The organism is Hymenobacter sp. HSC-4F20, from assembly GCF_019599275.1.
GTDB lineage: Bacteria > Bacteroidota > Bacteroidia > Cytophagales > Hymenobacteraceae > Hymenobacter.
In genome coordinates this window covers 1,219,450-1,244,193 of the sequence record NZ_JAHZTD010000001.1, presented here as the reverse complement: position 1 = coordinate 1,244,193, position 24,744 = coordinate 1,219,450, and the positions used below count along the sequence as shown (strand labels likewise).

Annotated in this window: 24 protein-coding genes; 15 read left to right on the top strand and 9 right to left on the bottom strand. The window is 61.1% G+C overall.

Features of this window, described 5'->3' with window-relative positions:
• Positions 1-75: 75 nt before the first annotated feature.
• The 6 genes from K3G63_RS23030 (at position 76) to K3G63_RS05445 (ending at position 6,553) form a co-directional block, all read left to right on the top strand.
• Entirely contained in the window at positions 76-1,302 is a 1,227-nt protein-coding gene (locus K3G63_RS23030) for a glycosyltransferase family 4 protein (RefSeq protein ID WP_220613058.1), read from the top strand.
• A complete protein-coding gene (locus K3G63_RS05465) occupies positions 1,286-2,491 on the top strand; it encodes a glycosyltransferase (protein ID WP_220613057.1) in 1,206 nt (401 codons plus the stop codon). The genes K3G63_RS23030 and K3G63_RS05465 overlap by 17 nt, the downstream gene beginning before the upstream one ends.
• Before the next feature lie 120 nt (positions 2,492-2,611).
• Positions 2,612-3,415 (top strand): pyrroline-5-carboxylate reductase, encoded by an 804-nt coding sequence (proC, locus tag K3G63_RS05460; RefSeq protein WP_220613886.1) that lies wholly within the window; start codon positions 2,612-2,614, stop codon positions 3,413-3,415.
• Positions 3,416-3,609: 194 nt separating this feature from the next.
• Positions 3,610-4,857 carry a bifunctional 3,4-dihydroxy-2-butanone-4-phosphate synthase/GTP cyclohydrolase II gene (locus tag K3G63_RS05455; RefSeq protein WP_220613056.1) on the top strand — a complete coding sequence of 416 codons (1,248 nt, stop codon included), beginning with the start codon at positions 3,610-3,612 and terminating at the stop codon, positions 4,855-4,857.
• A gap of 127 nt (positions 4,858-4,984) precedes the next feature.
• Entirely contained in the window at positions 4,985-5,728 is a 744-nt protein-coding gene (locus tag K3G63_RS05450; RefSeq protein WP_220613055.1) for a hypothetical protein, read from the top strand.
• Between the two features lie 33 nt (positions 5,729-5,761).
• A complete protein-coding gene (locus K3G63_RS05445; protein ID WP_220613054.1) occupies positions 5,762-6,553 on the top strand; it encodes a hypothetical protein in 792 nt (263 codons plus the stop codon).
• Between the two features lie 124 nt (positions 6,554-6,677).
• Here the strand turns inward: K3G63_RS05445 and K3G63_RS05440 are convergent, their stop codons facing one another.
• From K3G63_RS05440 to K3G63_RS05430, 3 genes are all read right to left on the bottom strand, one after another.
• Positions 6,678-8,411, bottom strand: a complete 1,734-nt coding sequence (locus K3G63_RS05440) for a M14 family metallopeptidase (protein ID WP_220613053.1) — start codon at positions 8,409-8,411, stop codon at positions 6,678-6,680.
• Between the two features lie 184 nt (positions 8,412-8,595).
• Positions 8,596-9,030: a DoxX family protein gene (locus K3G63_RS05435; RefSeq protein WP_220613052.1), complete on the bottom strand. Its 435-nt coding sequence runs from the start codon at positions 9,028-9,030 to the stop codon at positions 8,596-8,598.
• Positions 9,031-9,147: 117 nt separating this feature from the next.
• Positions 9,148-9,846: a hypothetical protein gene (locus K3G63_RS05430; RefSeq protein WP_220613051.1), complete on the bottom strand. Its 699-nt coding sequence runs from the start codon at positions 9,844-9,846 to the stop codon at positions 9,148-9,150.
• Between the two features lie 148 nt (positions 9,847-9,994).
• Between K3G63_RS05430 and surE the strand changes: the two genes are divergently transcribed.
• A complete protein-coding gene (gene surE / locus K3G63_RS05425) occupies positions 9,995-10,864 on the top strand; it encodes a 5'/3'-nucleotidase SurE (RefSeq protein ID WP_220613050.1) in 870 nt (289 codons plus the stop codon).
• A gap of 15 nt (positions 10,865-10,879) precedes the next feature.
• On the top strand, positions 10,880-11,104 hold the full coding sequence (locus K3G63_RS05420; protein ID WP_220613049.1) for a hypothetical protein: 225 nt from the start codon (positions 10,880-10,882) through the stop codon (positions 11,102-11,104).
• 311 nt (positions 11,105-11,415) lie between these two features.
• Here the strand turns inward: K3G63_RS05420 and K3G63_RS05415 are convergent, their stop codons facing one another.
• The 3 genes from K3G63_RS05415 to K3G63_RS05405 all read right to left on the bottom strand — a co-directional run bounded on the left by K3G63_RS05415 (position 11,416) and on the right by K3G63_RS05405 (position 13,892).
• Positions 11,416-11,688: a hypothetical protein gene (locus tag K3G63_RS05415; protein ID WP_220613048.1), complete on the bottom strand. Its 273-nt coding sequence runs from the start codon at positions 11,686-11,688 to the stop codon at positions 11,416-11,418.
• A gap of 72 nt (positions 11,689-11,760) precedes the next feature.
• A complete protein-coding gene (locus tag K3G63_RS05410) occupies positions 11,761-13,086 on the bottom strand; it encodes a HAMP domain-containing sensor histidine kinase (protein ID WP_220613047.1) in 1,326 nt (441 codons plus the stop codon).
• A 119-nt stretch (positions 13,087-13,205) separates the two neighbouring features.
• Entirely contained in the window at positions 13,206-13,892 is a 687-nt protein-coding gene (locus K3G63_RS05405; protein ID WP_220613046.1) for a response regulator transcription factor, read from the bottom strand.
• A gap of 126 nt (positions 13,893-14,018) precedes the next feature.
• Between K3G63_RS05405 and K3G63_RS05400 the strand changes: the two genes are divergently transcribed.
• Entirely contained in the window at positions 14,019-14,753 is a 735-nt protein-coding gene (locus tag K3G63_RS05400; RefSeq protein WP_310794562.1) for a TIGR04283 family arsenosugar biosynthesis glycosyltransferase, read from the top strand.
• Positions 14,754-14,793: 40 nt separating this feature from the next.
• On the opposite strand, the gene K3G63_RS05395 is transcribed toward K3G63_RS05400, so the two are convergent.
• The gene (locus tag K3G63_RS05395; RefSeq protein ID WP_220613045.1) at positions 14,794-16,218 is read right to left on the bottom strand and encodes a T9SS type A sorting domain-containing protein; all 1,425 of its coding nucleotides are present in this window, start codon (positions 16,216-16,218) and stop codon (positions 14,794-14,796) included.
• Between the two features lie 215 nt (positions 16,219-16,433).
• Between K3G63_RS05395 and K3G63_RS05390 the strand changes: the two genes are divergently transcribed.
• The 4 genes from K3G63_RS05390 to K3G63_RS05375 all read left to right on the top strand — a co-directional run bounded on the left by K3G63_RS05390 (position 16,434) and on the right by K3G63_RS05375 (position 20,329).
• Positions 16,434-17,429 (top strand): DUF1028 domain-containing protein, encoded by a 996-nt coding sequence (locus K3G63_RS05390; RefSeq protein WP_220613044.1) that lies wholly within the window; start codon positions 16,434-16,436, stop codon positions 17,427-17,429.
• A gap of 122 nt (positions 17,430-17,551) precedes the next feature.
• A complete protein-coding gene (locus K3G63_RS05385) occupies positions 17,552-18,115 on the top strand; it encodes a phosphoglycerate mutase family protein (protein WP_220613043.1) in 564 nt (187 codons plus the stop codon).
• Between the two features lie 107 nt (positions 18,116-18,222).
• Complete coding sequence (locus K3G63_RS05380; protein ID WP_259404271.1) at positions 18,223-19,617, top strand: M28 family peptidase; 1,395 nt, start codon at positions 18,223-18,225, stop codon at positions 19,615-19,617.
• Positions 19,618-19,774: 157 nt separating this feature from the next.
• On the top strand, positions 19,775-20,329 hold the full coding sequence (locus K3G63_RS05375) for a 2'-5' RNA ligase family protein (RefSeq protein ID WP_220613042.1): 555 nt from the start codon (positions 19,775-19,777) through the stop codon (positions 20,327-20,329).
• Positions 20,330-20,393: 64 nt separating this feature from the next.
• Here the strand turns inward: K3G63_RS05375 and K3G63_RS05370 are convergent, their stop codons facing one another.
• Both K3G63_RS05370 and K3G63_RS05365 read right to left on the bottom strand, forming a co-directional pair.
• Positions 20,394-20,627: a hypothetical protein gene (locus K3G63_RS05370; RefSeq protein ID WP_220613041.1), complete on the bottom strand. Its 234-nt coding sequence runs from the start codon at positions 20,625-20,627 to the stop codon at positions 20,394-20,396.
• Between the two features lie 371 nt (positions 20,628-20,998).
• Entirely contained in the window at positions 20,999-21,943 is a 945-nt protein-coding gene (locus tag K3G63_RS05365) for an OmpA family protein (RefSeq protein ID WP_310794561.1), read from the bottom strand.
• A 54-nt stretch (positions 21,944-21,997) separates the two neighbouring features.
• Here K3G63_RS05365 and K3G63_RS05360 point away from each other — a divergent pair, with 54 nt between their 5' ends.
• Both K3G63_RS05360 and K3G63_RS05355 read left to right on the top strand, forming a co-directional pair.
• The gene (locus K3G63_RS05360) at positions 21,998-23,737 is read left to right on the top strand and encodes a S8 family serine peptidase (protein WP_220613040.1); all 1,740 of its coding nucleotides are present in this window, start codon (positions 21,998-22,000) and stop codon (positions 23,735-23,737) included.
• On the top strand, positions 23,734-24,459 hold the full coding sequence (locus tag K3G63_RS05355; RefSeq protein ID WP_220613039.1) for a hypothetical protein: 726 nt from the start codon (positions 23,734-23,736) through the stop codon (positions 24,457-24,459). Before K3G63_RS05360 ends, K3G63_RS05355 begins: the two co-directional genes overlap by 4 nt.
• Positions 24,460-24,744 lie beyond the last annotated feature (285 nt).

The following is a 24,744-nucleotide window of genomic DNA, read 5'->3' as shown; positions in this document are numbered from 1 at the left end:
TACCGGCCCCGCCACCGGCCTGTGGTTCTACTGCCGACATTCGTAGCTTTGCCGCGCTAACCCTGCTTTCCGTCTGTGCATATTCTCCAGCTCTGTCCGCGCGTTCCGTATCCGCCCACCGATGGCGGGGCCATTGCCATGTACGATGTAACGGCGGGCCTGAGCCGGGCCGGGCACCGGGTAACCGTGCTGGCCCTGAACACGCCCAAGCACTACCAGCCCACCGACGTGCTTGACCACCTGGGCCCGCTGGTGCGCTTGGTGGCCGTGGACGTGGATACGCGCCTTTCGCCCGTGAAGGCCCTGCGTAACCTGCTCTTCAGTGAGCTGCCCTACAACATTGAGCGCTTCGTGAGTGCGGCCGTGGAGGCCCAGCTCCAGGAGCTGCTGCGCACCGAACCTATTGATGTTATTCAGGTGGAAGGCGGGCTGGTGTCGTGGTACGTGGACGCAGTGAAGCGCCTGGCCCCAGGCGTGCCCGTAGTGCTGCGGGCTCATAATGTGGAATACACCATCTGGCAGATGCTGGCCGAGCGGGAGCGACATCCGCTCAAGCGGCTCTACCTCACCCACCTGGCCCGCCGGCTGCGGCGTTTCGAACACCGTACGCTGCCGCGTTTCGATGCCGTAGCCGCCATTACCGAGCCCGACCAGCGCCGCCTGCGCCTGCTGGGCTGCCAGGAGCCTGTGGTCTTTGTACCCGCCGGCGTCGACCTCAACCGCTTTCAACGGGACCCGGCCGTGCAGCCCCGGCCGCGCACCCTGTTTATGATTGGCTCCCTGGACTGGCTCCCAAACCAGGAAGGCGTTGACTGGTTTCTGCGGGAGGTGTGGCCCCAGGCCCGGGCCCTGTACCCCGAACTGGAGCTGCACATTGCCGGCAAGGAAACGCCCGCCCATATTCGTAACCTCAGCTTGCCCGGCGTGACGGTGCACGGCTTCGTGGAGTCGGCCGCCCGGTTTATGCAGCAGTACGAGGTGATGCTGGTGCCCCTGCTAAGCGGGGGCGGCATGCGCATCAAGATCATTGAAGGCATGGCCCTGGGCAAGTGCATCATTAGTACGGGCCTGGGCTCAGAGGGCATCCACGTGCGCGACACGGTTGATATTGTGCTCTGCGACGAGCCCTCGGAGTGGGTGGAGCGTCTGGGACGCTACTACCGCGGGGAACTGCAGCAGCAGGACATTGGCCAGGAGGCCGCCCGCACCATTGCCCGCCTCTACGACAACCGCCGGGTGGTGGAAAGCTTCCTGGACCTGTATGCCATCCTGATGCCCCAGCACCGTGCCGCCACTCGTTGATGTTCTGGTAGCGGCAGTGCTTTGGGGCAGCCTGTTGCTGGTGGCGCACACCTACGTGCTGTTCCCGCTGCTGCTGGCCCGCCTGGCCCGCGGGCGGCGGCAAAACCAGCAGGTTTACCTCCGCACCGACCCCGACCTGCCCCGCATCGATGTGCTGCTGGCCGTCTACAACGAGGAGCAAGTGATAGAAGAAAAGATTCGCTCTACGTTCACTACCACCTACCCCCTCGACAAGCTTACCTTCTACATTGGCTCCGATAATTCCCGGGACCAGACCAATGCGCTGGTACAACGCTTGGCAGCCGAGCATCCCGGCCTGCAGTTCCGGCCCTTCCATCAGCGCACGGGCAAGCCCGGCGTGATGGAGGCGCTGTCAGCTGAGGCTACCGCCCCGGTGTTGGTACTCACCGACGCCAACGTGTTTTTCACCCCCGATACGCTCTATCACCTCGTCAAGCACTTTCGTAATCCTGGCATCGGGCAGGTAGGAGGCCATATCCTCAACCTCGACCACCGTCCCGCCGGCATTTCGGGTCAGGAAAAAGCCTATCTGAAGCGCGAAAACCAGATCAAATACCAGGAAGGCATCGTGTGGGGCGCCATGATGGGGGCCTTCGGAGGCTGCTTTGCCGTGCGCCGGAGCTGCTACCACCCGGCCCCACGCTCCTTTATCGTCGATGACTTTTTTATCTCAATGGCCGTGCTTCAGGACGGCTACCAAGCCATCAACGAGCTGGATGCCATTTGCCACGAAGACGTGTCGGACAAGCTGCCGGAGGAGTTCCGGCGCAAGGCCCGCATTTCCACCGGCAACTTCCAGAACCTGGTGGCTTTCCGGCACCTGCTGTGGCCGCCCTGGCGGGGCCTGAGCTTCGCCTACTGGTCACACAAAGTGCTGCGCTGGCTTACGCCCTTGCTGTTACTGCTCATGCTGCTGTGCAACGTGGTGCTGGTAGCGCGCGGGGCCGGCTGGTTCTACCAGCTGCTGCTGCTGGGGCAGGTAGGCGCCCCGCTGCTGCTGCTGCTCGATGGCGCCCTACACCGCGTGGGGGTGCATTCGCGCCTGCTGCGCTTTATTACTCACTTCTACGGCATGAATGCGGCGCTACTGCTGGGGCTCTGGCGTTTTTTAGGTGGGGTGAAAACCACCGTCTGGGAGCCTACCCAACGCTTTCAGCATAAGCGGTAAGGCAGAGCCGAGGAAGTAAATCCGAAAGCGGAATGCGGTTCTCCTTTGCTTCCGTATTCTGCAGGACCCGGGTAGATTTTGTTACTTACTGCCTCACTACCTCTGCCACGCATGAAAACCCTGCGCATTGCCATCCTGGGCTGTGGAAATATGGGCATGGCCTTCGCCAAAGCCTTTCTGCACTATGACCTGGTGGCCCGTCCTGATTTGCTGCTGCTCGGCCGCCACCAGGCGCACTGCCAACGCTTGGCCGCAGCTCATCCCGGCTTACCGACGGCCGAGCTGACGGCGGCCGTGGGCACTTATGATGTAGTGCTGGTAGCTGTGAAGCCCCAGGATTTTGGCAAGGTAGCCGAAGAGCTACGCCAGGTAGTGCAGCCCGGGCAGGTGGTGGTTTCCATCATGGCCGGTATTCCCATTGGGCGGCTGCAGCGGGAGCTGGGCCACCAGCAGGTGCTGCGGGCCATGCCTAATACGCCAGCCCTGCTGGGCATGGGCATCACCGGGTTTTCGGCTGCGCCGGAGGTAGAGCGCAGCCGCCTGCACCAGGTCGAGAACCTGCTCAATGCCACCGGCCGCTCTATTTTTCTGGAGGATGAAAGTCTGCTCGACGCCGTAACGGCCGTGAGTGGGAGCGGGCCGGCCTACTTCTATTACATTGTGCAGGCCATGATGCGGGCCGGGCAGGAGTTGGGCTTTTCCGAGTCGGTGGCCGGGCTGCTGGTGAAGCAAACCATGCTCGGGGCCTACCACCTGCTCAACACCTCCGACAAAACCCCCGACGAGCTGATTGCCGCCGTAGCCTCCAAGGGCGGCACCACCGAAGCTGCCCTGCGCGAGTTCCGCGCCGGCCAACTCGCCGAAACCCTCTCGGCCGGCATCAAGGCCGCCCAGCACCGGGCCACGGAGCTGGCGAAGGAGTAGGCAGCCAACAGGTGAGGTTGCCGTTCCACTGGCGCTGAGTGCGCAGACAGAGCGGCAAACTCACCCGTTCCTTATTTCACCATCTCACCTTTCGTAACTTCGGGCGGCCGTTGCTGGTTGTAGCAGCAGCTTCGTACTTGTTCCTGCCGGAACAGCCCCGCGAAATCCAATTCATCTGTTTATATCCGCTATTCATGCTGGATTCCATCGAAGACGCCATTGCCGATATCCGCGCCGGAAAGGTAGTGGTAGTTGTGGACGACGAAGACCGTGAAAACGAAGGCGACTTTATCTGCGCCGCCCGTTGTGCCACCCCCGAAGTCATCAATTTTATGGCCACCCACGGCCGCGGCTTGGTGTGCGCCCCGCTCATTGAGCAGCGGTGCGAAGAGCTGGGCCTGGAGTTGATGGTCGGCCGCAATACGGCGCTGCACTCCACGCCCTTCACCGTCAGCATCGACCTGCTCAAGAATGGCGTAACGACTGGTATTTCCGCTTCCGACCGCTCGAAGACCATCCTCGCCCTCATCGACCCGGAAACCAAGCCCGAGGAGCTGGGCAAGCCGGGCCACATCTTCCCCCTGAAAGCCCGCAAGGAAGGCGTGCTGCGCCGGGCCGGCCACACCGAAGCAGCCATCGACCTGGCCCGGCTGGCTGGTTTTGAGCCGGCGGGGGTGCTGGTGGAAATTCTGCGCGAAGACGGCGAAATGGCCCGGTTGCCGGAGTTGCGCGAGGTAGCCACCAAGTGGGGCCTCAAGCTGATTTCGGTGCAGGACCTGATTAAGTACCGCCTCGAAAAAGAAAGCCTGATTGTGCGGGAGATTTCTGTGAAGCTGCCCACCGACTACGGCGACTTCGACCTGATTGCCTACACCCAGCGCAGCACCAACGCCCAGCACCTGGCCCTGGTGAAAGGCGACATCTCGGGCCCCGAGCCCGTGCTCGTGCGCGTGCACAGCTCCTGCGTGACTGGCGACATTTTTGGCTCCTGCCGCTGCGACTGTGGCCCCCAGCTACACCGCGCCATGCAGCAGATTGAGCGCGAAGGCCGCGGCGTTATCGTGTACATGAATCAGGAAGGCCGTGGGATTGGCCTCCTGAACAAGCTGCGCGCCTACAAGCTGCAGGAACAGGGCCGCGACACGGTAGAAGCCAACATTGAGTTGGGTTTCGGCATGGACGAGCGGGATTACGGGGTAGGCGCGGCCTTGCTGCGCGACCTGGGCATCTCGAAGATGCGTCTGCTTTCCAACAACCCGCGCAAGCGCACCGGCCTGATGGGCTACGGCCTCGAAATTGTGGAGTCGGTGCCTATTGAGGTGGAGCCCAACGAGCACAATGAGCGCTACCTTACCACCAAGCGCGACAAGCTGGGCCACACCATCCTGCACAAAGACCGTACCCCGCACCCGGATGTTGACGCTACCGTGACCGGGCTATAAGCGAAAGGTGTAGCAGAAACCAGGTAAGACAGGCCCCTGGCGGAAATATTTCCGCCAGGGGCCTGTCAGTTACCAGAAATCGGTGACTATTACATCTGAAGACCCAAAGTGCAACCCTTATTTTCTTATGACCCGATTATTTACAGTCTGTGCCGTGGTAGGTGGGCTGCTGGCTTCCCCGGCGCAGGCCCAACAAACCGCCAGGAAAACACCAACCGCCAGTGAGGTGAAAAAGGCCGTCGAACATCTGGCTAGTTTGCCGCATGGAGAAGGGGATAATGGAGAAGCGGTAGGGTACGTGGCTCGAAAGGTAGTGGCTTACCTGAAAGCACATCGGCTTGATGATGATCAAGCCAATGAGCTAGGCCTTACAATATGGGCCGCATCAGACGATCAGGCCCAGTTATGTGTGTACTATTTCTCGCACGACTCTGGTGGTACCCGCGGCACCGTGGATAACGTGGTGCTGCAGTGGCAAAATGCGGCGGGTAAGCTGTTTGCTTATCACTTGCCGGTAGAATGTGCCTTTACTGAATTGCATCCGCTTAAGACTTCAGGCCGCAGGATGTATTTGTTGCTAGGTCGTGAAAAAGCCAACACTTTTTGCCTGGCCTTCACGGCCTACGTGCTGGAGCTTAAAGGAGACTATCTGATTTTAGATAACCAGGTATTCAGTGTAAACGGATATAGCAACAAGAATGAGTTGTCGGCCTGCAACGTGGAAATGACCTTTGACCCGGTCCAGCAGCTTCTGTCAGTGGATATAGATGACGGTATTCCGGAAAGGGAAGAGGGAGACGGCTATTCCACCGAGCCGTTTAAGCCCTTTAAACTTCTCTTTCAGCACGGACGGTTTGTGCCGCTGCGGTAGCCGACAGTGAGCTGATTTTCGTATTCTTCCAGTATGAAACGAACTCTTGGCTATCTAGTGCTCCTAGCGCTCCTTCCCGTTTCCGCCCAGGCTCAGCGCAGTGGGCAGGGGTTTACCCAGCAGTTCAACCACGCCACCGTGTTGCTGAGCACCGGCGACACCATTGCTGGCCCGCTGGCCCTGCACCGTTCGGAGGAAATACTCACGATGACGATGGCCGACAATACGGTGCGTACGCTACCCGCGGTAAACGTGCAAAGCTTTGCCGTGCAGGGCGAGCGGTACGACCGAAGCCGGGAGCGGTATTACTACGACGACTTTTACTCCATGCGGCAGGGCTACTACTACGGCAACCCCTACTTCAACACCCTGCCGCCCCCGCGCCGCCGCGAGCGGCCCGATACGGCGCTGGTGCGCGTGTTCCGGACCTACCGCTGGAACCGCGACAACGACTACAGCGACTTCCGTGCCCCCGGCTTCTTTGAGCAGCTTAGTGGCGGGCCCATTATCCTGCTGCGCCGCGAAGGGCTAGTTGAGCGCCCCGTTACCTACAGCGGGCCGTACGGCTACGGTGGCTATGGGTACGGCATGCCGGGCCGCACTATGGGCTATTATACCGATGTGAAGGATAATTTCTTCCTCGGTCTACCCAATGGGAATGTGCTGAGCCTGCGTAATCCCAAGAAGGACCTACTGGCTTACTTCCACGCGCACTCCCGCCAGATTGAGCAATACGCCAAGCAAAACAAGCTAGACTATACGGATGCCCGCGAGTTGGCCTATATCGTGAACTATGCCAACTCACTGGGGGCCGCCAAGAAATAAATAGTGCTACCCCCTTACCAGCGTGAAAGGGCCCCAGTACGCAAGAGCAAGGTCGTTCGTACGATCTTATTTCTTGGGTAGTGGGGCCCTTTCTTTGCGGGAAGGGGGTAGAGCGAACCTTACCCTATAACACTCGCAATACGGGGTAGCGCAGATGGCTGGCCTCATAGTGGTCAGAGTGGCGGTACACCCAGTCGAGTTGGGCCTGGGCGCTGGCGGCAAAGGCAGGCTCGGCTTTCTTCTTGGCCTCTAGCTGGGCCCGCAGGTCGGGCTTTTGGCGCAGTAATTCGGCCGCTACGTCCTCGAAAACATAGTCAGAGAAGTACTCTTTCTGCTGCAGGATGCTGTCAAAAAATCCCCAGGCAAAAAAGGAATCCGTGGCCTGAGGTTCCAGGGTTTCGATGAGGTAGCGGGCGGCGGGTTGGGCCAGAGTGACCACGTAGTCGCCGCGCAGGAAGGGGCGGGCTTGGCGTACTGTGCGCACTTGCACTTGGTTATGCAGGTAGTGACCTTCGTAAGGACGCGGGCCGGTTTTATAGTCTTGAATGTAGTAGACCTCGCCGGTAATAGTAGAATCGGTGGTGAGCTCTCGGAGCTGTACGCCGGAGAGGCGCAGGCGGTCGACTACCTCGCTCCAGGCTTGCGGAATAACATAGGCCGTAGGCCGCTGGATGGTGATAAGAGGGCGGAACGTGTTGTAATAAGGAATAGAGGTGGTGTAGGGGGCTTTCCGGTCGTAGTATAAGCGGGGCAGGCCGCTTACCTCACTGGCCTTGGTTTTGCCCTCGAAGCCCCGGAAGCTGAAGCGCTCGGCCTGGGTAGTATCTAGCCGCCACCCGAGGGCAAATTGCTGCTGGGTGCGGGTTTGCTCGGCGGCGGTGGCGCGGGCCTGGCCAATGGCTGCCCCGTCCTGGTGCACGGTTTTAATCAGCAAGTCCAGGAAGTCATAGGTAGCTTTTACCCGCGGGGTGTACGTTTTCAGCATGTGGGTTTCCGTCACGAACCCAATGGTATTGAAGAGGGTAGTGTAGCCGGTAGAATAGCGCGGCGTTTCCAGGAAACCAACCAGACCGCGGGCATCGGGGGTGCGGCCCTCAAAATCGACGTAGGGCGTTAGGTACCACTTTTTCTTGTCCATGCCGCCGTAGAGCGCGGGCAGTAGCTTCTGCTGCATATACTGGCTCAGGGCGGGGTGCAGCTTGTCCTTCTGCGTGGCAATGAGCGTCATGGTGTACTGGTAATCAGCGCCGTTGGAGGTATGCGTGTCCACGTAAATGTCGGGCTGCCAGCGCTGGAACAGTTGGGCAAAGGAGCGGGCGTTGCGCGAGTCCTGCTTGATGTAGTCCCGGTTCAGGTCGAGGTTGCGGGCGTTGCCGCGGAAGCCGTAGCTCTCCGGTCCGTTCTGATTGGTGCGGGTAGTGGAATTGCGGTTCAGGGAGCCATCGACGTTATAAATCGGAATGAACACCAGTACCACATCGGCCAGCTGGCGGCGCAGCTCCTTTTTCTGCACGTAGTCGCGGGCCAGCATCATGCTGGCATCAATGCCCTCCGGCTCGCCCGGGTGAATGCCGTTCTGGATAAACACAATGCGCTTGCCCTTGCCGCGAAGGGAAGCCGGCTCAAAATCACCATCTAAGGACACGACTACCTCGTGCAGTGGCCTTCCGCTGTCGGTGAGGCCGGCTTCCCGCACCTGAATTTCGGGGTAGGCGGCGTCGAGCTGCTGGTAGTAGCTGATGCACTCGGCGTGGGTGGTAGTGGTGTTGCCGTTGCCCTTCTCGAAGGGGGTTCGCCAATCGGTAGGGGGTAGGGCGGGCCCGGCAAAGAGCACAGCGGAGAGCAGCAGGGAAAGCATAGAAGAAAGGCTGACGAAGAATCTAAGGCTGCAAATAGCCTAAAAAACACGTCATCCTGCACAAAAGGTAGGATCTTCTTCCCTGAGCTTCAGCCGCAGCAGTGGCCGGTTCATATGGAAGAAGATCCGGCCTTTTGCGCAGGATGATGCCATTGCAGCCGCCGGGGCTACTACTTCCTGTACCTTAGTATAAACGTCGGGGGGCAGGAAACAGCAGCTGATCAACGCTGTATTTACCAGGGCCAGCAAAGGCTAGGCCCAGAAAGAGAAAAGCCGCTTCCAGCGCGTGCGAGTACGTATTGAAGTCGTGGCCGCTGCTCAGGTGCATGAGGGTTGCCATCAGCATTGTACCCAGCAGAAGTACGCAGGCAACCCGGAAAAACAGGCCAATGGCAATAAGCTGCCCGCCTACTGCCTCGGCCACCGCCGCCAGAAACCCCCAGAACGCGGGCGCGAAATTCAGGCCAACGAGCTTCATGGTTCCGCCTACCTGCGTCCAGGCCTCGGGCCCGCCTATTAACTTCGGATACCCGTGAATGGTAAACATAACCCCAATTCCCACGCGCAGGATAAGCAAGCCAAGGTCGTGGGTGCGGTAGCGGTTTTCAAACAAGGCCATAGGCAGGTAAGATGGCAGGCCCGGCAGGTAAGGTCGACAGGAAGGAGGTAAGCTACTAGGCCAGGCGTTGCCAAAGTACAAGATTTGCGGCGTAATGCAACGAACTCAGCAAGTAAGCTACTGGTAAAGTAATACCCCCGTGATACGCGCCGCCGGCGGGATTTCCGCCGAGCTGATTTCTTCCGGGTGCTTAGCCGGCAAAGAGTTGGGGTCAATTACCCAGGCCATCTGCACCTCGCCCGACACGGCTGCAAAACCAGCCGGGGTGTTGCGCACCTTGGTCAGGCCCAGGTTTTGGCGGGCGGCCCCGAACGGTGAGCCGACCCCGATGCCTTCCGCCGTTCGGTACTGGGGGTCGTAGATACGGATGCGGCGCAAGCGAAACCCAGTGGCGGAGTCGCCGATGAGGTGCAGAATAGTTGGCGGCGCATCGGGCCGCTGGGCATCGCGCATTTCGTAGGCCGGCAGCGTCTTGGTGCCATCTTGATAGGTAGTAGCCCGCAGCAAGTGGGCTGGCACCAGGGCCGTGATGCGGTCTGCGCGCATACCCAACCGCAACCGGCCTGCCCGGCCTGGGCTAAGCAAATGAAGCGAGTCGGGGGTGGGGGCTCCGGGGGTAGTACCGGGGATGCTGGCATTCTGTGCAACGGCCGACGCACCAGGCGAGGCGGTGGCTCCAGTGCCAGCTGCCGATGTAAAGGGCGGCGTGCCAGGGTCAGTGGCATTGCGGGTAGTAGAGGAGTCGCACCCTACAAGGCTTGCGGCTAAAAAGCTAATGACCAGCGCGGTACTTGCTGGCGAAATCGGATGTTGCATGCTGGCTATACGCAGCCTGGAGCGTTGGTGTTGAAAACCCGCTTGGCTGTAGGGGCGTTAGTGTTGCAGGTAGGAGTGGGGTAGCGCCGCTATGCCAGCCTGATTTCTACCTTTGCCCAGCCTTCCTCTCATTTAACTTTCCTTGCCCGTGCCTGCTGAAGCCCGCAAACCATTAATTCTGATTTCCAACGACGACGGCATCACGGCCCCCGGTATTGCTACGCTGGTGCGCGTGATGCGCCGCTTGGGCGAGGTAGTAGTGGTAGCGCCCAACTCGCCCCAGTCGGGCATGGGCCACGCCATTACCATTGGCACTTCTTTGCGCCTCGACCCCAGCACCATTTTCGAAGGCATTGAGGCGTATGAGTGCAGCGGAACCCCCGCCGACTGCGTGAAGCTGGCCAAACACCATGTACTGAAGGACCGCCGCCCCGACTTGGTGGTGTCGGGTATTAACCACGGTTCCAACTCTTCCGTGAACGTGTTGTACTCCGGCACTATGTCGGCGGCTATTGAAGCAGCAATTGAAGGCTTGCCCGCTATTGGCTTCTCTCTCTGCGACTATGGTCACAGCGCCGACTTCTCGCACGTGGAAGAATGGGTGGAGCACCTCACCCGGCAAGCCCTGGAGCACGGCATTCCGAGCGGTACCGCCCTGAACATCAATATTCCCAAAAAATCGGCCCAGCCTATTGCTGGCGCCCGGCTGTGCCGCCAGGCCCGTGCGAAGTGGCAGGAAGAATTCGACCTGCGCTATGACCCCTACAACCGGCCGTACTACTGGTTGCTGGGCAACTTCGTGAACGAAGACCAGGGCCAGGACACCGACGAGTACGCCCTGGCCAATAACTACATTTCCATCGTACCCTGTCAGTTCGATCTTACGGCCCTGCACGCTTTGCGGGAAATGAATACCTCTTGGCAGCTTAGCTCCGGCCCAAAGGCAGCCGAGGTTCCGGCCCCGCAACTGGGTAGTGCCCAGCCCGGGCCGGGCGAGTCAGTGGACGGGTTGGGGTAGAAAATTCGGCCCAGTATGGAATCCGTCGATGCCCGGTACGCCTCGGCAGCTTCCGGGCCAGCCTCGGGCACCAGGCCGCACCCCACGGATTGGCAGGATGGCGCCGCCTTTCTGCGGCGTGGTGGCGCGAAATCCAACCGGGCGCCCGAAGAAACGGATACCGCGGGGCTACTTCGGCCACTGCCGCTGGCGCGCCGGTACGCTTCCACCGAAACACGCAAATACCCGCCTCGTAAATAAAGGCCCCGACCAGTACTGGTCGGGGCCTTTGTGCGGAAAAACTCCTGATTAGGGAATGCGCGGGCACGTTCGGGGGTGATGCGGCGCTAGTGCGGAAACGTGCTTATGCGGTTCCGGAACGTGCCGCCGAATAACGGGGACCGAGGCCAGAGGCCGGACTGGGGCTGGGGGCTGGTACCAGCCCCGGAGGCAGAACAGTACGGCTGCTACCAGCAACGCCCCCAACAGTAACTTTTTCATAACGAGCACGTCGTAGGATAGTCGTCAAAGCTACTCCCGGCCGTATGAAGACCGCGTGAACTCCAGCCCGACTAGCGGGAGCCGCTGTGCCGCACGGTGTTGGTGGTGCGCCGAACAGTAGTTTGCTTTTTCACGGGGGGCACTGCTTTATTAACCGTCTGGGTGCGGGTAGTAGTGTGGGTGTTGCCGCTGGGCGTAGCTACGCTGTGGGTGCGCGCCGTAGTCTTCGACGACTGGGTGGCAGTAGCAGTGCTGCGGGTGGCCGTGGTTTTCTGCTGCACGGCCTGGGCGTGAGCGGCACCGCCGAAAGCAGATAGAAGCAGGAGGGCGAGAAGCTTTTGCATGGATGGGAAGGGGTAAGAGTGAAACTACCCCTTGTACGCAGCCCCCGCCCTACGGATGTGCTTGGGCACCACCTATGGAAACCGGAGGGTAAACGTAGTGCCCTGCCCAACTTCCGATTCTACGGTCAACTCACTCTTGTGAAACTCGGCAATGGTTTTGGCAATAGGCAGGCCCAGCCCGTAGCCTTCCGGGGCCGAGGCCCCGGCCTGGAACCGCCGGAACCGGTCGAAGAGGTGGGGCAGGTGTTCGGCCGCAATGCCGGGCCCGGTATCCGTCACGCGGAGCAGGTAGCCGCCCAGGGGGCCGGGGCGGCCCTCCACCGTAATGCTACCCCCCCAGCGGTTATACTTAATGGCGTTGCTGATCAGATTGAACAACAGCGTAAACAGCAAGGTGCGGTTGGCCTGGGGTACCACGTAGTCGGGGCGCAGGTCTTCCAACAGCCGCAGTTCCCGCTGAGCCAGGCGGTCATCCAGCTCATTGGTGACGTCAGCCAGCACCGCAGCTACTGACACGGCCTCGTCGCGCAGGTACTGCTCGTTTTCAATGTTGGCTATCAACAGCAGCGTTCTTACCGTGTTGCGCAGACGGTAGAGCGTTTTCTGCGAGTCCACAATCTTTAGCGAGTGGGTGTGACTTAGCTCCGGGTCCTGGAGCATGTTCTCAAACCTGGACTGCAGGATGCTCACCGGGGTAAGCAGCTCGTGCGACACGTTGGACATGAATTCCCGCTCCTTCTCGAAGGCCGACTGGATTTTGCGCATCATCTCGTTGAGGCTATTATCAAGCCGGCGGAAATCGGTGGTGTCCGTATCCAGAGGGGCGTAGGAGAAGGCCGAGGGGTGGTGCACGCCGCGCAGCTTGCGCACAATAAGCTGGCGCAGGGGGCGCAGCAGGTAATGGGCAAAGGCGGCATCCGTGACAATGGTGAGCAGCGCCCCAATGACGAGCACCCACAGGGCCATGCGCCGGAGCGTGCCGGTCAGCAGCTCCACCGTGGCCAGGGAGGAGCCGATTTCCAGTCGGTAGCTACGGCCGCCCTCGGCAAACTGCTCGCTCAGAATTCGGAAGTCCTCGATTTCATTGTCGACCTGGCGCGGCTCGTTGAAGATGCGCGGGCTGTGCGCGACCGTGTCGGCGGTAGCGGGCAGGGGCGTGAGGGTAATGTACTCCTGCTTAAGAAGGTTATAGTCGGCGTAGGCCTCGCCTTGCACGAAGGTAGAAATGCCGCTGCGATGAATAAGCTGCACCACTTCGGCCTGCTTCTCGCGTAGACGCTGGTCAGTATGAGCCACGGCTACCCGGCTCACAATGGGCGGAATCACGACGGCCCCCAACAGCACCAGCAGCAGCTTAGACAAGGCATTAAACAGGGCCAGCTTGGCTTCGAGGCGCATTCTTTTGAATTCTGGAGTAAGAAGTAGAAGTTAAAAATTGACACTCGCCGATGCGCTGTGGCAGCGCATTGCTTTAGTGCGTAGGGAGCAAAAAGTCACCAATTTGTACTTCCTGATTTTTAACCAGCATCCGCCACTCTATACCCAATGCCGCGCACAGTTTCCAGGAAGTCAGTGGGCGCGAACTGGCTGAGCTTCTTGCGGATATTTTTGATGTGCACGTCGATGTAGTTGGAGTCAGAGTCATCCTCCAGCACGTTGCCCCAGAGGTGCTCGCCCAGTTGCAGGCGCGTGAGTACCCGGTTTTTGTGCAGCAGCAGGTAGTGCAGCAGATCGAACTCTTTCTTGGTCAGGGCCACGTCCTGATCTTGGTAGCGCAGAGTGCGGCCGGTAGCGTCCAGTTGAAACCCATTGCCGAAGGTCAGTTCCTGGCGCTTGAGCCCGAACTTGCGGCGCATGATGGCCTGCATGCGGCTTTGCAGCTCCAGCAGAGAAAACGGCTTGGGCAGGTAGTCGTCGGCTCCCAGATCCAGGCCTTTCACCCGGTCGTCGATGGCCCCGCGGGCCGTGAGAATAATAAAGGAAGCCTCCTGACGCTCATTCTGGCGGGCTTCGCGCAGCAAATCCAGCCCGTCGCCGCCGGGCAGCCCCAGGTCTAGCAGCACGAAATCGTAGCTGTTTACAAAGATTTTCTCTGACGCCTCCGCGTAAGTGTACGCCGAGTCGACGAGGTACTGGGACTGGAGCAGAAACTGCCGGACTTCCTGGTGCAGGCTTTTTTCGTCTTCTACAATGAGCACGTGCATAGCAAACGTCGGGGGCTAGGTGGTGCTGCAACATACGCAGCTCCGGGGTGAAGGGAGCATGAAGCGCCGGCGGCACAGGCGCCTGCGCCGCCGGCAGATCTTCATTTTCCTAACTTACCGGTTCTCGTGGCCTCAACCATTCTCTTCTCGTTGAATACCTCTCCCGTCTCGGTCAGCATCATCATCCCTACCTACAACGAGGCCACCAGCCTCGGGGCCCTGCTTGCCCACCTGCAAGCTGCCGCCGACGCAGCGACAGAGCTGCTGGTGGTAGACGGCGCCAGCCCCGACGGCACGGCCGCCGTGGCCGCTGCGGCCGGGGTGCGGGTGGTGCAGAGCCCCCGGCGCGGGCGGGCTGCCCAGCTCAATTACGGTGCCCGCCAAGCCACTGGGCAGCTCTTGTATTTTCTGCACGCCGACACCTACCCGCCCGCGGATTTCCTACTACGGATTCGGGCGGCGGTGGCTGCCGGCACGGGCAGCGGCTGCTTCCGCCTGCAGTTCGACGACCCCCACTGGTTTCTGCGTCTCAATGCCTGGTTTACCCGCTTCGACGTGGACCTAATCCGCTTCGGCGACCAAAGCCTGTTTGTTCAGCGCCGCGTATTCGAGCGGGCCGGGGGCTACGAGGAAAAGCTGCTGGTGATGGAAGACCAGGAAATCATCGGCCGCCTGCGCCGCCACGGCACGTTTCGGGTGCTGCCCCAGGCCGTGGTTACCTCCGCCCGCAAATACCGCGACAATGGCGTGTACCGGCTGCAGCTGGTGTTCACGCTGATTGCTGTGCTGCACTGGCTGGGCGTATCCCAGCCCCGGCTCGTGCAGCTCTACCGGCAACTGATCCGGCAGAACAAGGTGTGAGCCCACTGCGGGCCCTCGTTTGTCCTGCCGGATCGGGCGGCTATTCGTGTACCAGCTTCAGGTAAGTGACCTGGCCATCCAGCACTACCTTGGCTACGTACACGCCGGCGGGTAGGGTAGGCAGTGCGGGCAGCTCCGTCCCGGGCTGCCGGAGCCAGGCCGTAAGGTCTTGCTCGTATACTACGCGCCCGGCTAGGGTAGTCAGCTGCACCCGGCCCTGCGTTGGCCGCGCCCCGGCCGCTGCCAAGCGCAGCTGCAAGGAAGTGTGGAAGGGGTTAGGCGCCAGCGTAACCTGGGCCGAAGCGGCAGCCGAGCCTTGCACGGCCAGCGGCAGCACCGAGGAGTACGTGCTGCTGCCATCCTCATCCACCTGCCGCAGGCGGTAGTAGCGCGGGGCCGTGCCGGTTACCGCGTGCTGAAAGTGGTAGTGCCGGGTCTGGGCCGAGGTGCCGGCGGCTGCCACGCGGCCTACCTGGCGGAAAGCACGGCCATCGAGGCTGGCTTCCACCTCGAAGGCCGCCGAGTTGAGTTCCTGCGCGGTTTGCCAGTGCAGCTCGGTACGGGTAGGGGTGGCCTCCCCACTGAAGGCCGTTAGCTGCACAGGCAGGGGGGCGGCCACGGTAGCTGCCTCGGAGTTGTAGGCCACGAAAGCCACGTCGCTGTTGCCGCTGAGCAACACCTTGAACTTGCGGATCTGGCCGGCGTTGGCGGCCGTAATGCCAAACGTGCTCAGGTCGGCCGACCAGAGGCGCAGCGGCCGGCTGGTTTGGGTAAAGCCGCTTTCCAGCTTCATGGGGTCTTGGGAGGCCTCGTAGAAGTCGGCTACCCACTCGCCCACCGGCGGAATATCCGTGAACACCACCGTCACGGTGTTGCCGATGACGTTGTCCTGGGCGTCGGTGAACTGGTACTGGTCCCGGGCGTCGGCAGGGTCGGCAAACTGCGTTACCAGAATATCGGGAACCTGGTCGCCCACGAAGCTGGTGCTAATAGAGTTGACCGTGAACGTAAGCGTGCCCTTGGGGATATTGGCCGCTCCGGTGCCCAGGTTCAGGCCGCGGCGTCCATCACGCAGGTAAGTGGCCAGGCCGTTGGCGGGGGGTGGGCTGCTGGCCCCGTTGGTCACTTTATCGAAGCGGGCGCCCACGCCCACCTTGGTATTGCTGGTTAAGGCGCTGTTGATGGCGGCCACGGGCAGGGCGCGGTAGTCGCCGGGCGTAAAGGCTAAGCCACGGCTACGCAGCAGGGCATCGTCTACCCCCGTGGAGTAGCGGGTGCCGTTAACCTCGAAGGAAAGCAAATCGTGTGAGTCGTCGGGTAGCACGGGGCTGATAGCCTTGGCTGAGCTTTGCCAGAAGCCCCCGTAATCGGTAATAATTTCAGTGACGTTCGTAACTGTTTGCGCCTGGGCTTGGCGGCTCAGACCCAGCAGACCAACGACAGGCAGAAGTAATTTTCGCAGCATGTAAGTGTAATAAGTAGAAGCAGGTAGAAAAGGAAAGAAGCTAGCAATACGCACCTTCGCTGCCCGACCGGGCGGCTCAGGGCGAGTAAAAGTATTGCAGGGAAGATGGAAATGCCGGTAAGAAATCAATAAATTTTCTCTATCCGGGAAGCGGCGGCGGCCTGCGCCCGGCCCGGAAAGTTGCGTTGCCGGGGTATTCTTCCTTGCTTTAGCCCATGAAACGACTTGTCCTGCTACTGCCCTTCGTCCTGAGCTTCCTGCCGCGCCTCGGGGCGGCCCAGGTATATACCGCCTCTGACCCCCTGGCCCACACCTACAGCATCGTGGCCCGCGACCCGCAAACCGGCGACTTGGCCGTGGCGGTGCAGAGCCACTGGTTTTCCGTGGGCACCAGCGTGAGCTGGGCCGAGGCCGGGGTAGGGGCCGTGGCTACCCAGTCGTTTACCAACAAGTCGTTCGGGGCCCGTGGGCTGGCCTTGTTGAAAAGCGGCAAAACGGCCCAGCAGGCCCTGGATGAGCTGCTGCGCACCGACGAAGGCCGCGACGTGCGCCAGGTGGCCATCATCGACAACCAGGGGCGGGTGGCCACTCATACTGGCAGCAAGTGCATCGACATGGCCGGCCACCAGCAAGGCAAGCAGTTTTCGGTGCAGGCTAACATGATGCTTAACAGCACTGTGCCCGCGGCCATGGCCAAAGCCTACGAGCAAAATAGCAAGCTGCCGTTTGCCGAGCGCGTCGTTTCGGCCCTGGAGGCGGCCCAGGCCGCGGGCGGCGACATTCGGGGGCGGCAGTCGGCGGCCCTGCTGGTGGTGCGGGGCACGCCCGGCGCCGGCGTCTGGGAAGACCGTTTGGTTGATTTGCGCGTGGACGATGCCGCCGAACCCCTGCGGGAACTGGCGCGCCTGCTGCGCCTGCACCGGGCCTACGAGCACATGAACGCCGGTGACCTGGCCGTGGAGAAAAACGATGTGCCCGGAGCCATCCGCGAGTACGAAGCCGCCGAAAAGCTGTTTCCCCAGAACCTCGAAATGAAATACTGGCACGCCATCAGCCTGGCCAACAAGCAGCAGGTGCCCCAGGCCCTCAAGCTGCTGGGGCCCATCTTCCGCCAGGACCCCAACTGGCGCACGCTCACCCAGCGCCTGCCCAAAGTGGGCCTGCTCACCGTCAGCGACGCGGAGCTAAAGCAACTTCTGACGGCTAAATAGGCTGACTCGCGGGCCGCGCGAGGCGCAGGCTTCGGCTGGCACTCCTGACCTCTGGGCCTACCCCCTGGGTATTGTTCAATGATACGCGAAGCCCGTGCTGCGCGCCACCTAGTTCTCTAGCTATGCTGACTTGTACATCATCGTTTTTGCGGCCGTGGCTGCTTTCCTTACTGGTACTTCTGCTGGCTGCCGGCTGCGCTTCTTCATCCCAGAAAGCAGGTAAGCAGCCGGCCACCATCGTCTACGTTGTGCGCCACGGGGAGAAGGAAACTGCCCCCGGCCTGCCCGACCCGCCCCTGACGGCCGCCGGCCAGCAACGTGCCCAGGCCCTGGCCGATACACTGGCGGGGCGCGGGGTAAGGGCCATTTTCTCGACGGCCACCACCCGCACCCGCAGCACGGCCGCCCCGCTGGCTACAGCCCGTCAGCTGCCCGTTCAGCCCTACGATGCCCGGCAGCTCAAGGCTCTGGCCGCCCGCATCCGTCGCGAGTACCCCGGCCAGGCGGTGCTGGTAGTGGGCCACTCCAACACCATTTTGGAAACAGTAGAAGCCCTGGGGGCTCCGCGCCCGGTGCCGACGGTGCAGGATGCCGAGTACGACTACCTGCTGGAGGTGCGCCTGCCCCGCGATACTACCCAAGCGGCTACCGCTGTGGCCCGGCGCTACGGCACTACGGGCCGCTAAGTGCTCCCGAGCTTGCAACTAGCCTGACCTTTTCCGCTACTTTTAGCCGTCCCGTTTTGCCGAAGGCACCGCGGGGCGGCTTTTCTCTGCTACCCACTTTTCGTCTCATGCGCACTTCCTTTCGCCGCCTGACCATGGGCGCCCTGGTGCTACTCGGCTCCGCCGGTGCGGCTACGGCCCAAACCTCTACCTCCAAAATCGACTCCGTCGTGATTCGTAAGCTCTACGATGAAGCCCTGGCCCGCGGGCAGAGCTACGAGAACCTACGCTACCTTACTACCCGCATTGGCGGGCGCCTGAGTGGCTCCCCACAGGCCGAGCAGGCCGTGCAGTGGGGAAAAACGGTACTGGAAAAGATGGGCCTCGACCGGGTGTACCTGCAGGAAGTGATGGTGCCGCACTGGGAGCGGGGCGCGAAGGAAAAAGCACAGGTAAAAAGTGCTAAAGGCAAGGGCCTTGACCTGAGCGTGTGCGCCCTGGGCGGCTCCATCGGGACCAACGGCAAGCTCAAGGCGCAGGTAGTAGAAGTGCAGAGCCTGCAGGAGCTAGCCGCCTTGCCTGCCGAGAAGGTGAAGGGCAAAATCGTGTTCTTCAATCGCCCCATGAACCCGCTCTACGTAGAAACCGGCCGGGCCTACGGCGAAGCCGGCGACCAGCGCCGCAGCGGGGCCACTGAGGCCGCCCGGCGCGGGGCCGTGGGGGCGCTGGTGCGCAGCCTAAGCCTGGCCCACGACGACTTTCCGCACACTGGCATGATGAGCTATAACGAGCAGGTGCCTAAGGTGCCCGCCGCCGCCGTTAGCACTAACGATGCCGATGAGCTAAGCCAGTTGCTTAAGGCCGACCCCGCCCTGACCGTGGAACTGGAAATGCACTGCCAGCAGCTGCCGGAGGTGAAAAGCTACAATGTGGTGGGCGAAATTAAAGGCTCGAAGTACCCCGACGAAATCATCACCGTGGGCGGCCACCTCGACTCCTGGGACCTGGCCCAGGGCGCCCACGACGACGGCACGGGCTGCACGCAGAGTATGGAGGTGCTGCGGCTGCTGAAAGCCACCGGCTTGCGCCCCGAGCGCACCATTCGGGCCGTACTGTTTATGAACGAGGAAAACGGAGTGCGCGGTGGTAATAAGTACGCTGAGCTGGCCAAGGCCGCCGGCGAAAAGCACGTGGCCGCTATGGAATCGGACGGCGGCGGCTTTACGCCCAGGGGGTTCAACATTGAGGCCGACCCCGCCACGGTACGCAAGGTGCAGCAGTGGCAGCCGCTGTTTGTGCCCTACGGCAGCGGCGAGTTTTCCGCCGGCCACGCCGGCACCGACATCGGCCCCCTGAAAAGCCAGGCCAAAGCCCTTATCGGCTACGAGTGTGACTCCCAGCGCTACTTCGATATTCACCACACCGCCGCCGATACCTTCGATAAGGTGAACCGCCGCGAGCTGGAGCTGGGCGGGGCCAGCATGGCAGCCCTGGTATATCTACTCAGCAAGTACGGGTTATAGCAGGCCTCTTGTGGCCGGCCGCCCCTAAACGACCTGCCTCTCCTCTGCGTATTAAGTGAAAGGCCCGCCGGTGAGTTGTCTTGCCCCTGCAAGGGGTAAGCAAAACTCGTCGGCGGGCCTTTTTTACTACTTGTTGGGTCTGGTTACTCCCTTGCGTATGAACTTATACCTTGTTGCCCTGCTGCCTCCCGAGCCTGTTCGGGGTGAGGTATGGGCCCTGAAACAGGAGGTGCACGAGCGCACCGGCAGCCGGAACGCCATAAACCTGCTCCCGCATATTACCCTGGTGCCGCCCTTGCGGCAGCCTCCCGAGTTTGCCGCCGTGGCGGCCGAGTCCCTGCGTGCATTTGCCGCCGGACAATCAGCCTGCCAGGTTGGGTTGCAAGATTTTGCGTGGTTTCAAAGCCGAACCTTATACGTGCACGTGGTACAGGCCGCCGCCGTTCAGCACCTGCACGCCGCCTTGTCGCGCTGGTGTGCCGCTCACCTGCCGGCCGTGCCCCCGCCCTCCCGTCCGTTCGTGCCCCACGTGACGCTGGCTACCCGCGACCTGCCCCCTGCCATGGTACCGGCGCTTCGGGCCGAGTTTGCTAGCCGTACCTACGCCGCCCAGGCCATCTGGAACGAGTTGGTATTGTTTCGCCACGATGGGCGTAGGTGGCAGGTGCAGGAAACTGTGTACCTGCCGGCACGTCCTGATACCGAAATGTAAAAAAAGCCCACGCCTTCAGAAGAAGGTCGCGGGCTTTTACCTTGTATAAGGGGCAGAAACCGGATTATTCGGCGCTGGGGTTTTTCTTGGGGCGGCCCGGGCGCTTGCCCGTGCTATTTGCCGCGCGGGGCTTGCGCTCTTTCTTTTCTACCCGGAAGCCAGGTTCGAGCATAGCATTTAACTCAGTCATCAGCTCGTTTACTTTTACTACGTGCTTCCGAATTTGAGTTAATACAGCGTCATTTTCTTCGGCATTGGCCAAAATCTGTTGCAGTTTGTTAAGGTCAGCAGTTGCCATGATTACGGTTTATTGTAGGAGAGAGGTAGTACTCAAAGGTGGCGGTTTTTCTTTAGATCAAATGCGTAACCATGTTACCGATGCCAATAATGCATTGGCGAATACATGAGTTGGCGAATGATAGACTAGCAGAAAATAGAAATGATTTACCATACGAATATATGTTTTATTGGTTGATACCTGCTAAAAAAATTACTCGGTGCATGTGACTGGTGCTGCCAGCTTCTGAAAATGCATCCGCAGGCGGGTAATTAGCCTAAATCATAATTTGTTGAGGTATAGCCACGTAGTAACCGGGAGCTGCTAAAAATAGAAACGGATGCTAGCCCTGTATGCTAGCATCCGTTTATTAAAAAAAGGCTATCCGCTACTTAATTCTGCTCTAGAATCTGAAATAGCTCGTCTAGCTTTGGCGTTAGAATTATTTCTGTCCGCCGGTTTAGGGCTTTATTCGTGGGCGTGTCGTTTTGGGCAACTGGTACATATTGAGCGCGCCCGGAAGGTGTAACCTGCGAGGCAGGTAGGCCGGCCTGGGTGAGAATGCGCGTAATTTCGGTGGCGCGCAGCACACTCAAATCCCAGTTGTCACGCATGCCAGCGGTGCCTTTGGCAACGGGTACATTATCGGTGTGGCCCTCCACCAGCACGTTTACATCCTGATTGCCTTTGAGCGCCGTAGCCAGTTTACTCAGGGCTTCCTGCCCTTTGGGGTCTACTTTGGTGGAGCCGGATTTAAATAGTAATTGTTCGGAAAGAGAAACATATACTTTTCCGTTGCGCACATTTACTTGTAAATCCTGTGCATTAAACCCGAGTAGCGCATCGCCCACTTTCTGGCGCAGTGCTTTTACCGCCGCGTCTTTTTGGTCGAGGATGCGTTGCATCTCGGCAATGCGCTGTTCTTTACCACGCAAATCGGCCGAGAGTTGGGAGTTTTCCTGCTGGGCACCGCTTAAGCTGGCATTTAGTTGGTTTACCTGTTGGTTTTTGGTCAACAGGCTGGTGCGAAGCGCTTCCTCACTTCGTGCTTTTTCTTCTTGAAGCGCAGTTTTTTCGGTTTGCAGCTGGTCACGCGAGCGGGTGGCGTCGGTGTACTGCGTTTGTAGTGCCGCATATTTTTTTTGCGACACGCACCCGGTAGCGCTTATTACCAGGAAAGCACCGTGTACAACTGTCCGAAAAGGAGAAGCAAGGAAATATTTCATGACCGAAATAGCAGATGGAAAATGGCGTAGCTGTAAAACGAAACCCACCTGTTGGGAGTTACGAATGAGCCCGCCGGAACCCAAATGTCCGGGACTGGTAGCAGTTGACACTATGTTTCTTGTACCTTAGGGCAGTATTAAATATTTCGTATTTCTGGCTTGCGTTTGTTTTTTTGTCTCGCTTTCGTGGTGCTGCTACTGAAGGCAAGTGGTAGCGCCTGCGGGCAGGTGCCTACCTCCCTCGCTACGTCGGTAGCCACCCGGTACTGGGTCTCCTTCCGCGACAAGGCCGGACAGCGCCTGCGGCCGGCCGCGTATTTCAGCCCGGCTGCCCAGGCCCGGCGCCAGCGTCAGCAGCTGCCCGCCGCCGATAGCACCGACTTTCCCGTTCGGCCCGACTACGTAGCCCGGGTGCGAGCCATTGCTGACACCGTGACGCTGGTGAGCCGCTGGTTTAACGCCGTGGCTTGCCGGGCCACGCCTGCGCAGGCGGCGCGGCTGCGGCAACTGCCGGGCGTACAAGCGGTGCTGGAGTGGCCGGAGGCACCCCTGCTGCCGGCCGCGCGCCCGCGCCGTGCCGCGGCTGGCCCGCTCACGCCAGCCGACCGTTCCCTGGCCCGGCGGCAAACGGCCAGCCTGGGGGCAGCCACTTTCCGGCGGGCCCACCTGAACGGGCGCGGCCTGCGCATTGCTATTTTCGACGTCGGTTTCTCCGGTGCCGACCAGCACCCAGCCTTCGCCCACCTGCGGCGGCGCGGAGCCATTGTGGCCACCTACGACTTTTTGCGCCGTACCCCCTACGTGTACCAGGGTGGCAACCACGGCACCGAGGTGCTCTCCTGCATTGCCGGCCGCCTGCCCGACAGCACCCGCCTGGGGCTGGGCGAGGGCGCCGAGTTTCTACTGGCCCGCACTGAGCAGATGTACCGCGAAAAATACGCTGAGGAAGAGGCCTGGCTGGCTGCCGCCGAGTGGGCCGACCGCAACGGGGCCGACATCATTAATTCCTCCCTGGGCTATACCACCCGCCGCTATTTCCCGGAGCAGATGAACGGGCGCACTAGCCTCGTGGCCCGGGCGGCCGAGCTGGCCGTGCGCAAGGGCATGCTGGTAGTGAATGCCGCCGGCAACGACGGTGACGATCCGCAGTGGCGCACCGTGGGCACCCCCGCCGATGGCGACTCGGTGCTGGCGGTAGGGGGCATAGACCCCGATACCTATCTGCACCTGGATTTCAGTAGCTACGGTCCGGCCCCTGGTCAGCGGCTCAAGCCCAACGTGGTGGCCTTTGGGGTGGTGGTAGCCGCTGCTCCTGGTGGCTATGTGCGCACGGAGGGCACCTCTTTTGCCAGCCCGCTGGTAGCCGGCTTTGCGGCCTGCGTGTGGCAGCAGCAGCGGCAGCTCACGGCCATGCAGCTATTTGCGCGCTTGCAGGAGTCGGCGGCCCTATACCCGTACTTCGACTACGCCCACGGCTATGGACTTCCCCAGGCCTCCTTCTTTACCACTTCTGCCCCCGCTCCACCCGCCTCCTTTGATTTGGTGCGGCAGGACTCGGTGCTGGCCGTGATAATTCGGGTGGAGGCGGCCCGTGTGCCCGCCCGCACGTTGCCGTTGTTTGCCGATTCCGTGCAGGCTGCCCCCGGCCTGGGTACCTCCGGCGTAGCGCCCGTCGGGCAGGAACAGCCCCGCGCAACCCCCACGCCGGCCGAGGAAGTTGCAGGGCCCACGCCACCCACCTACCTGTACTGGCAGCTGCTGGACCGGGAGGGCGGGCTGCGCCGCTACGAAGTGCTGGAGGTGCAGCAGCGCGCCGTGCTGCGGGTGCCCCTGCACTTGCTGCGCCCCGGCGACGCCGTGCGCGTCCACTACCGTGGCTACACTCAAACCTACGCTGCCCCATGAGGCTAGTTCCTGTGTCCGCCGCCCTGGGCGGCCTCCTGCTGCTATCTGGCACGGCCTGCGTGCAGGCCCAACGAGTAGTACTGCGCGCAGACCCCCCGGCTGATTCTGCGCGGGCGCGTTACGGCCCAAACCGCGCCGTCTATCGGCATTTGTACGTGGGCTACATGGCCGTAGTGGGCCGGCCTGCAGGTCCGGGCGCCGCGCTACGCTACGGAAAATCAGGGGAGTTCCTGGTTGGTCTGCGCCACAAGTACCGGCTTACGGGTGCCCTGGCTACTGGATTCGATATGCGCTACGCCCGCCTGGCGTATCACCTGGCCCAGAACAGCCAGAAACTACTGCCTACGCCGGCGCAGCACCACTCCGAGTCGCTGGTCGTTTCCCAGTTTCAGCTGGAGCCCTACCTGCGGCTAAGCCTGGGCCGCCGGGGCAACGTTATCGGGCGCTACCTCGATCTGAGCGGCTGGGGCGGCTGGGCCGTGGGCACCTCACATCACTACGAGGATCGGCCGGGTACCGGCGGCGGGAAGCGCACCGTAGTAGTGGAGCGCGACTTGGCCTACGTTCGGCGCTGGTCTTACGGGCTCGGCACTCGCCTGGGCTCGGGACGCTACGCGGCCACGGCCCACTACCGGCTCTCTGATACGTTCACGGACCAGGCTACCCCCGCCTATGCAGAGCTTCCGCGGTGGCTGCTGGGACTGGAAATCGGGCTTTTCTAGTTGAAGAGAGCAGAATAAGAGGGTTGCGGCAGGGGGGCGGCCCTGCAGGAAGCAAAGCCGTATGTCCTAGCCAGCAGGGCAGGGCACTGCCGTACCGCAGGGCGAGGCTGACTTGGCGCAGAACGTTAAATTTCCAGGGCTGGTGGCACAACCTCCGGCTTGCTTTTGCGGTACACGGTGTCACTGTCCCCCCTTACGAATAGGCCTGACAAAGCTACCCAGTTTCGCCGCTAGCTGCCGGTTGTTTTGTATTTTGGCGAACTGAATAGACGATGGCTGACTTTC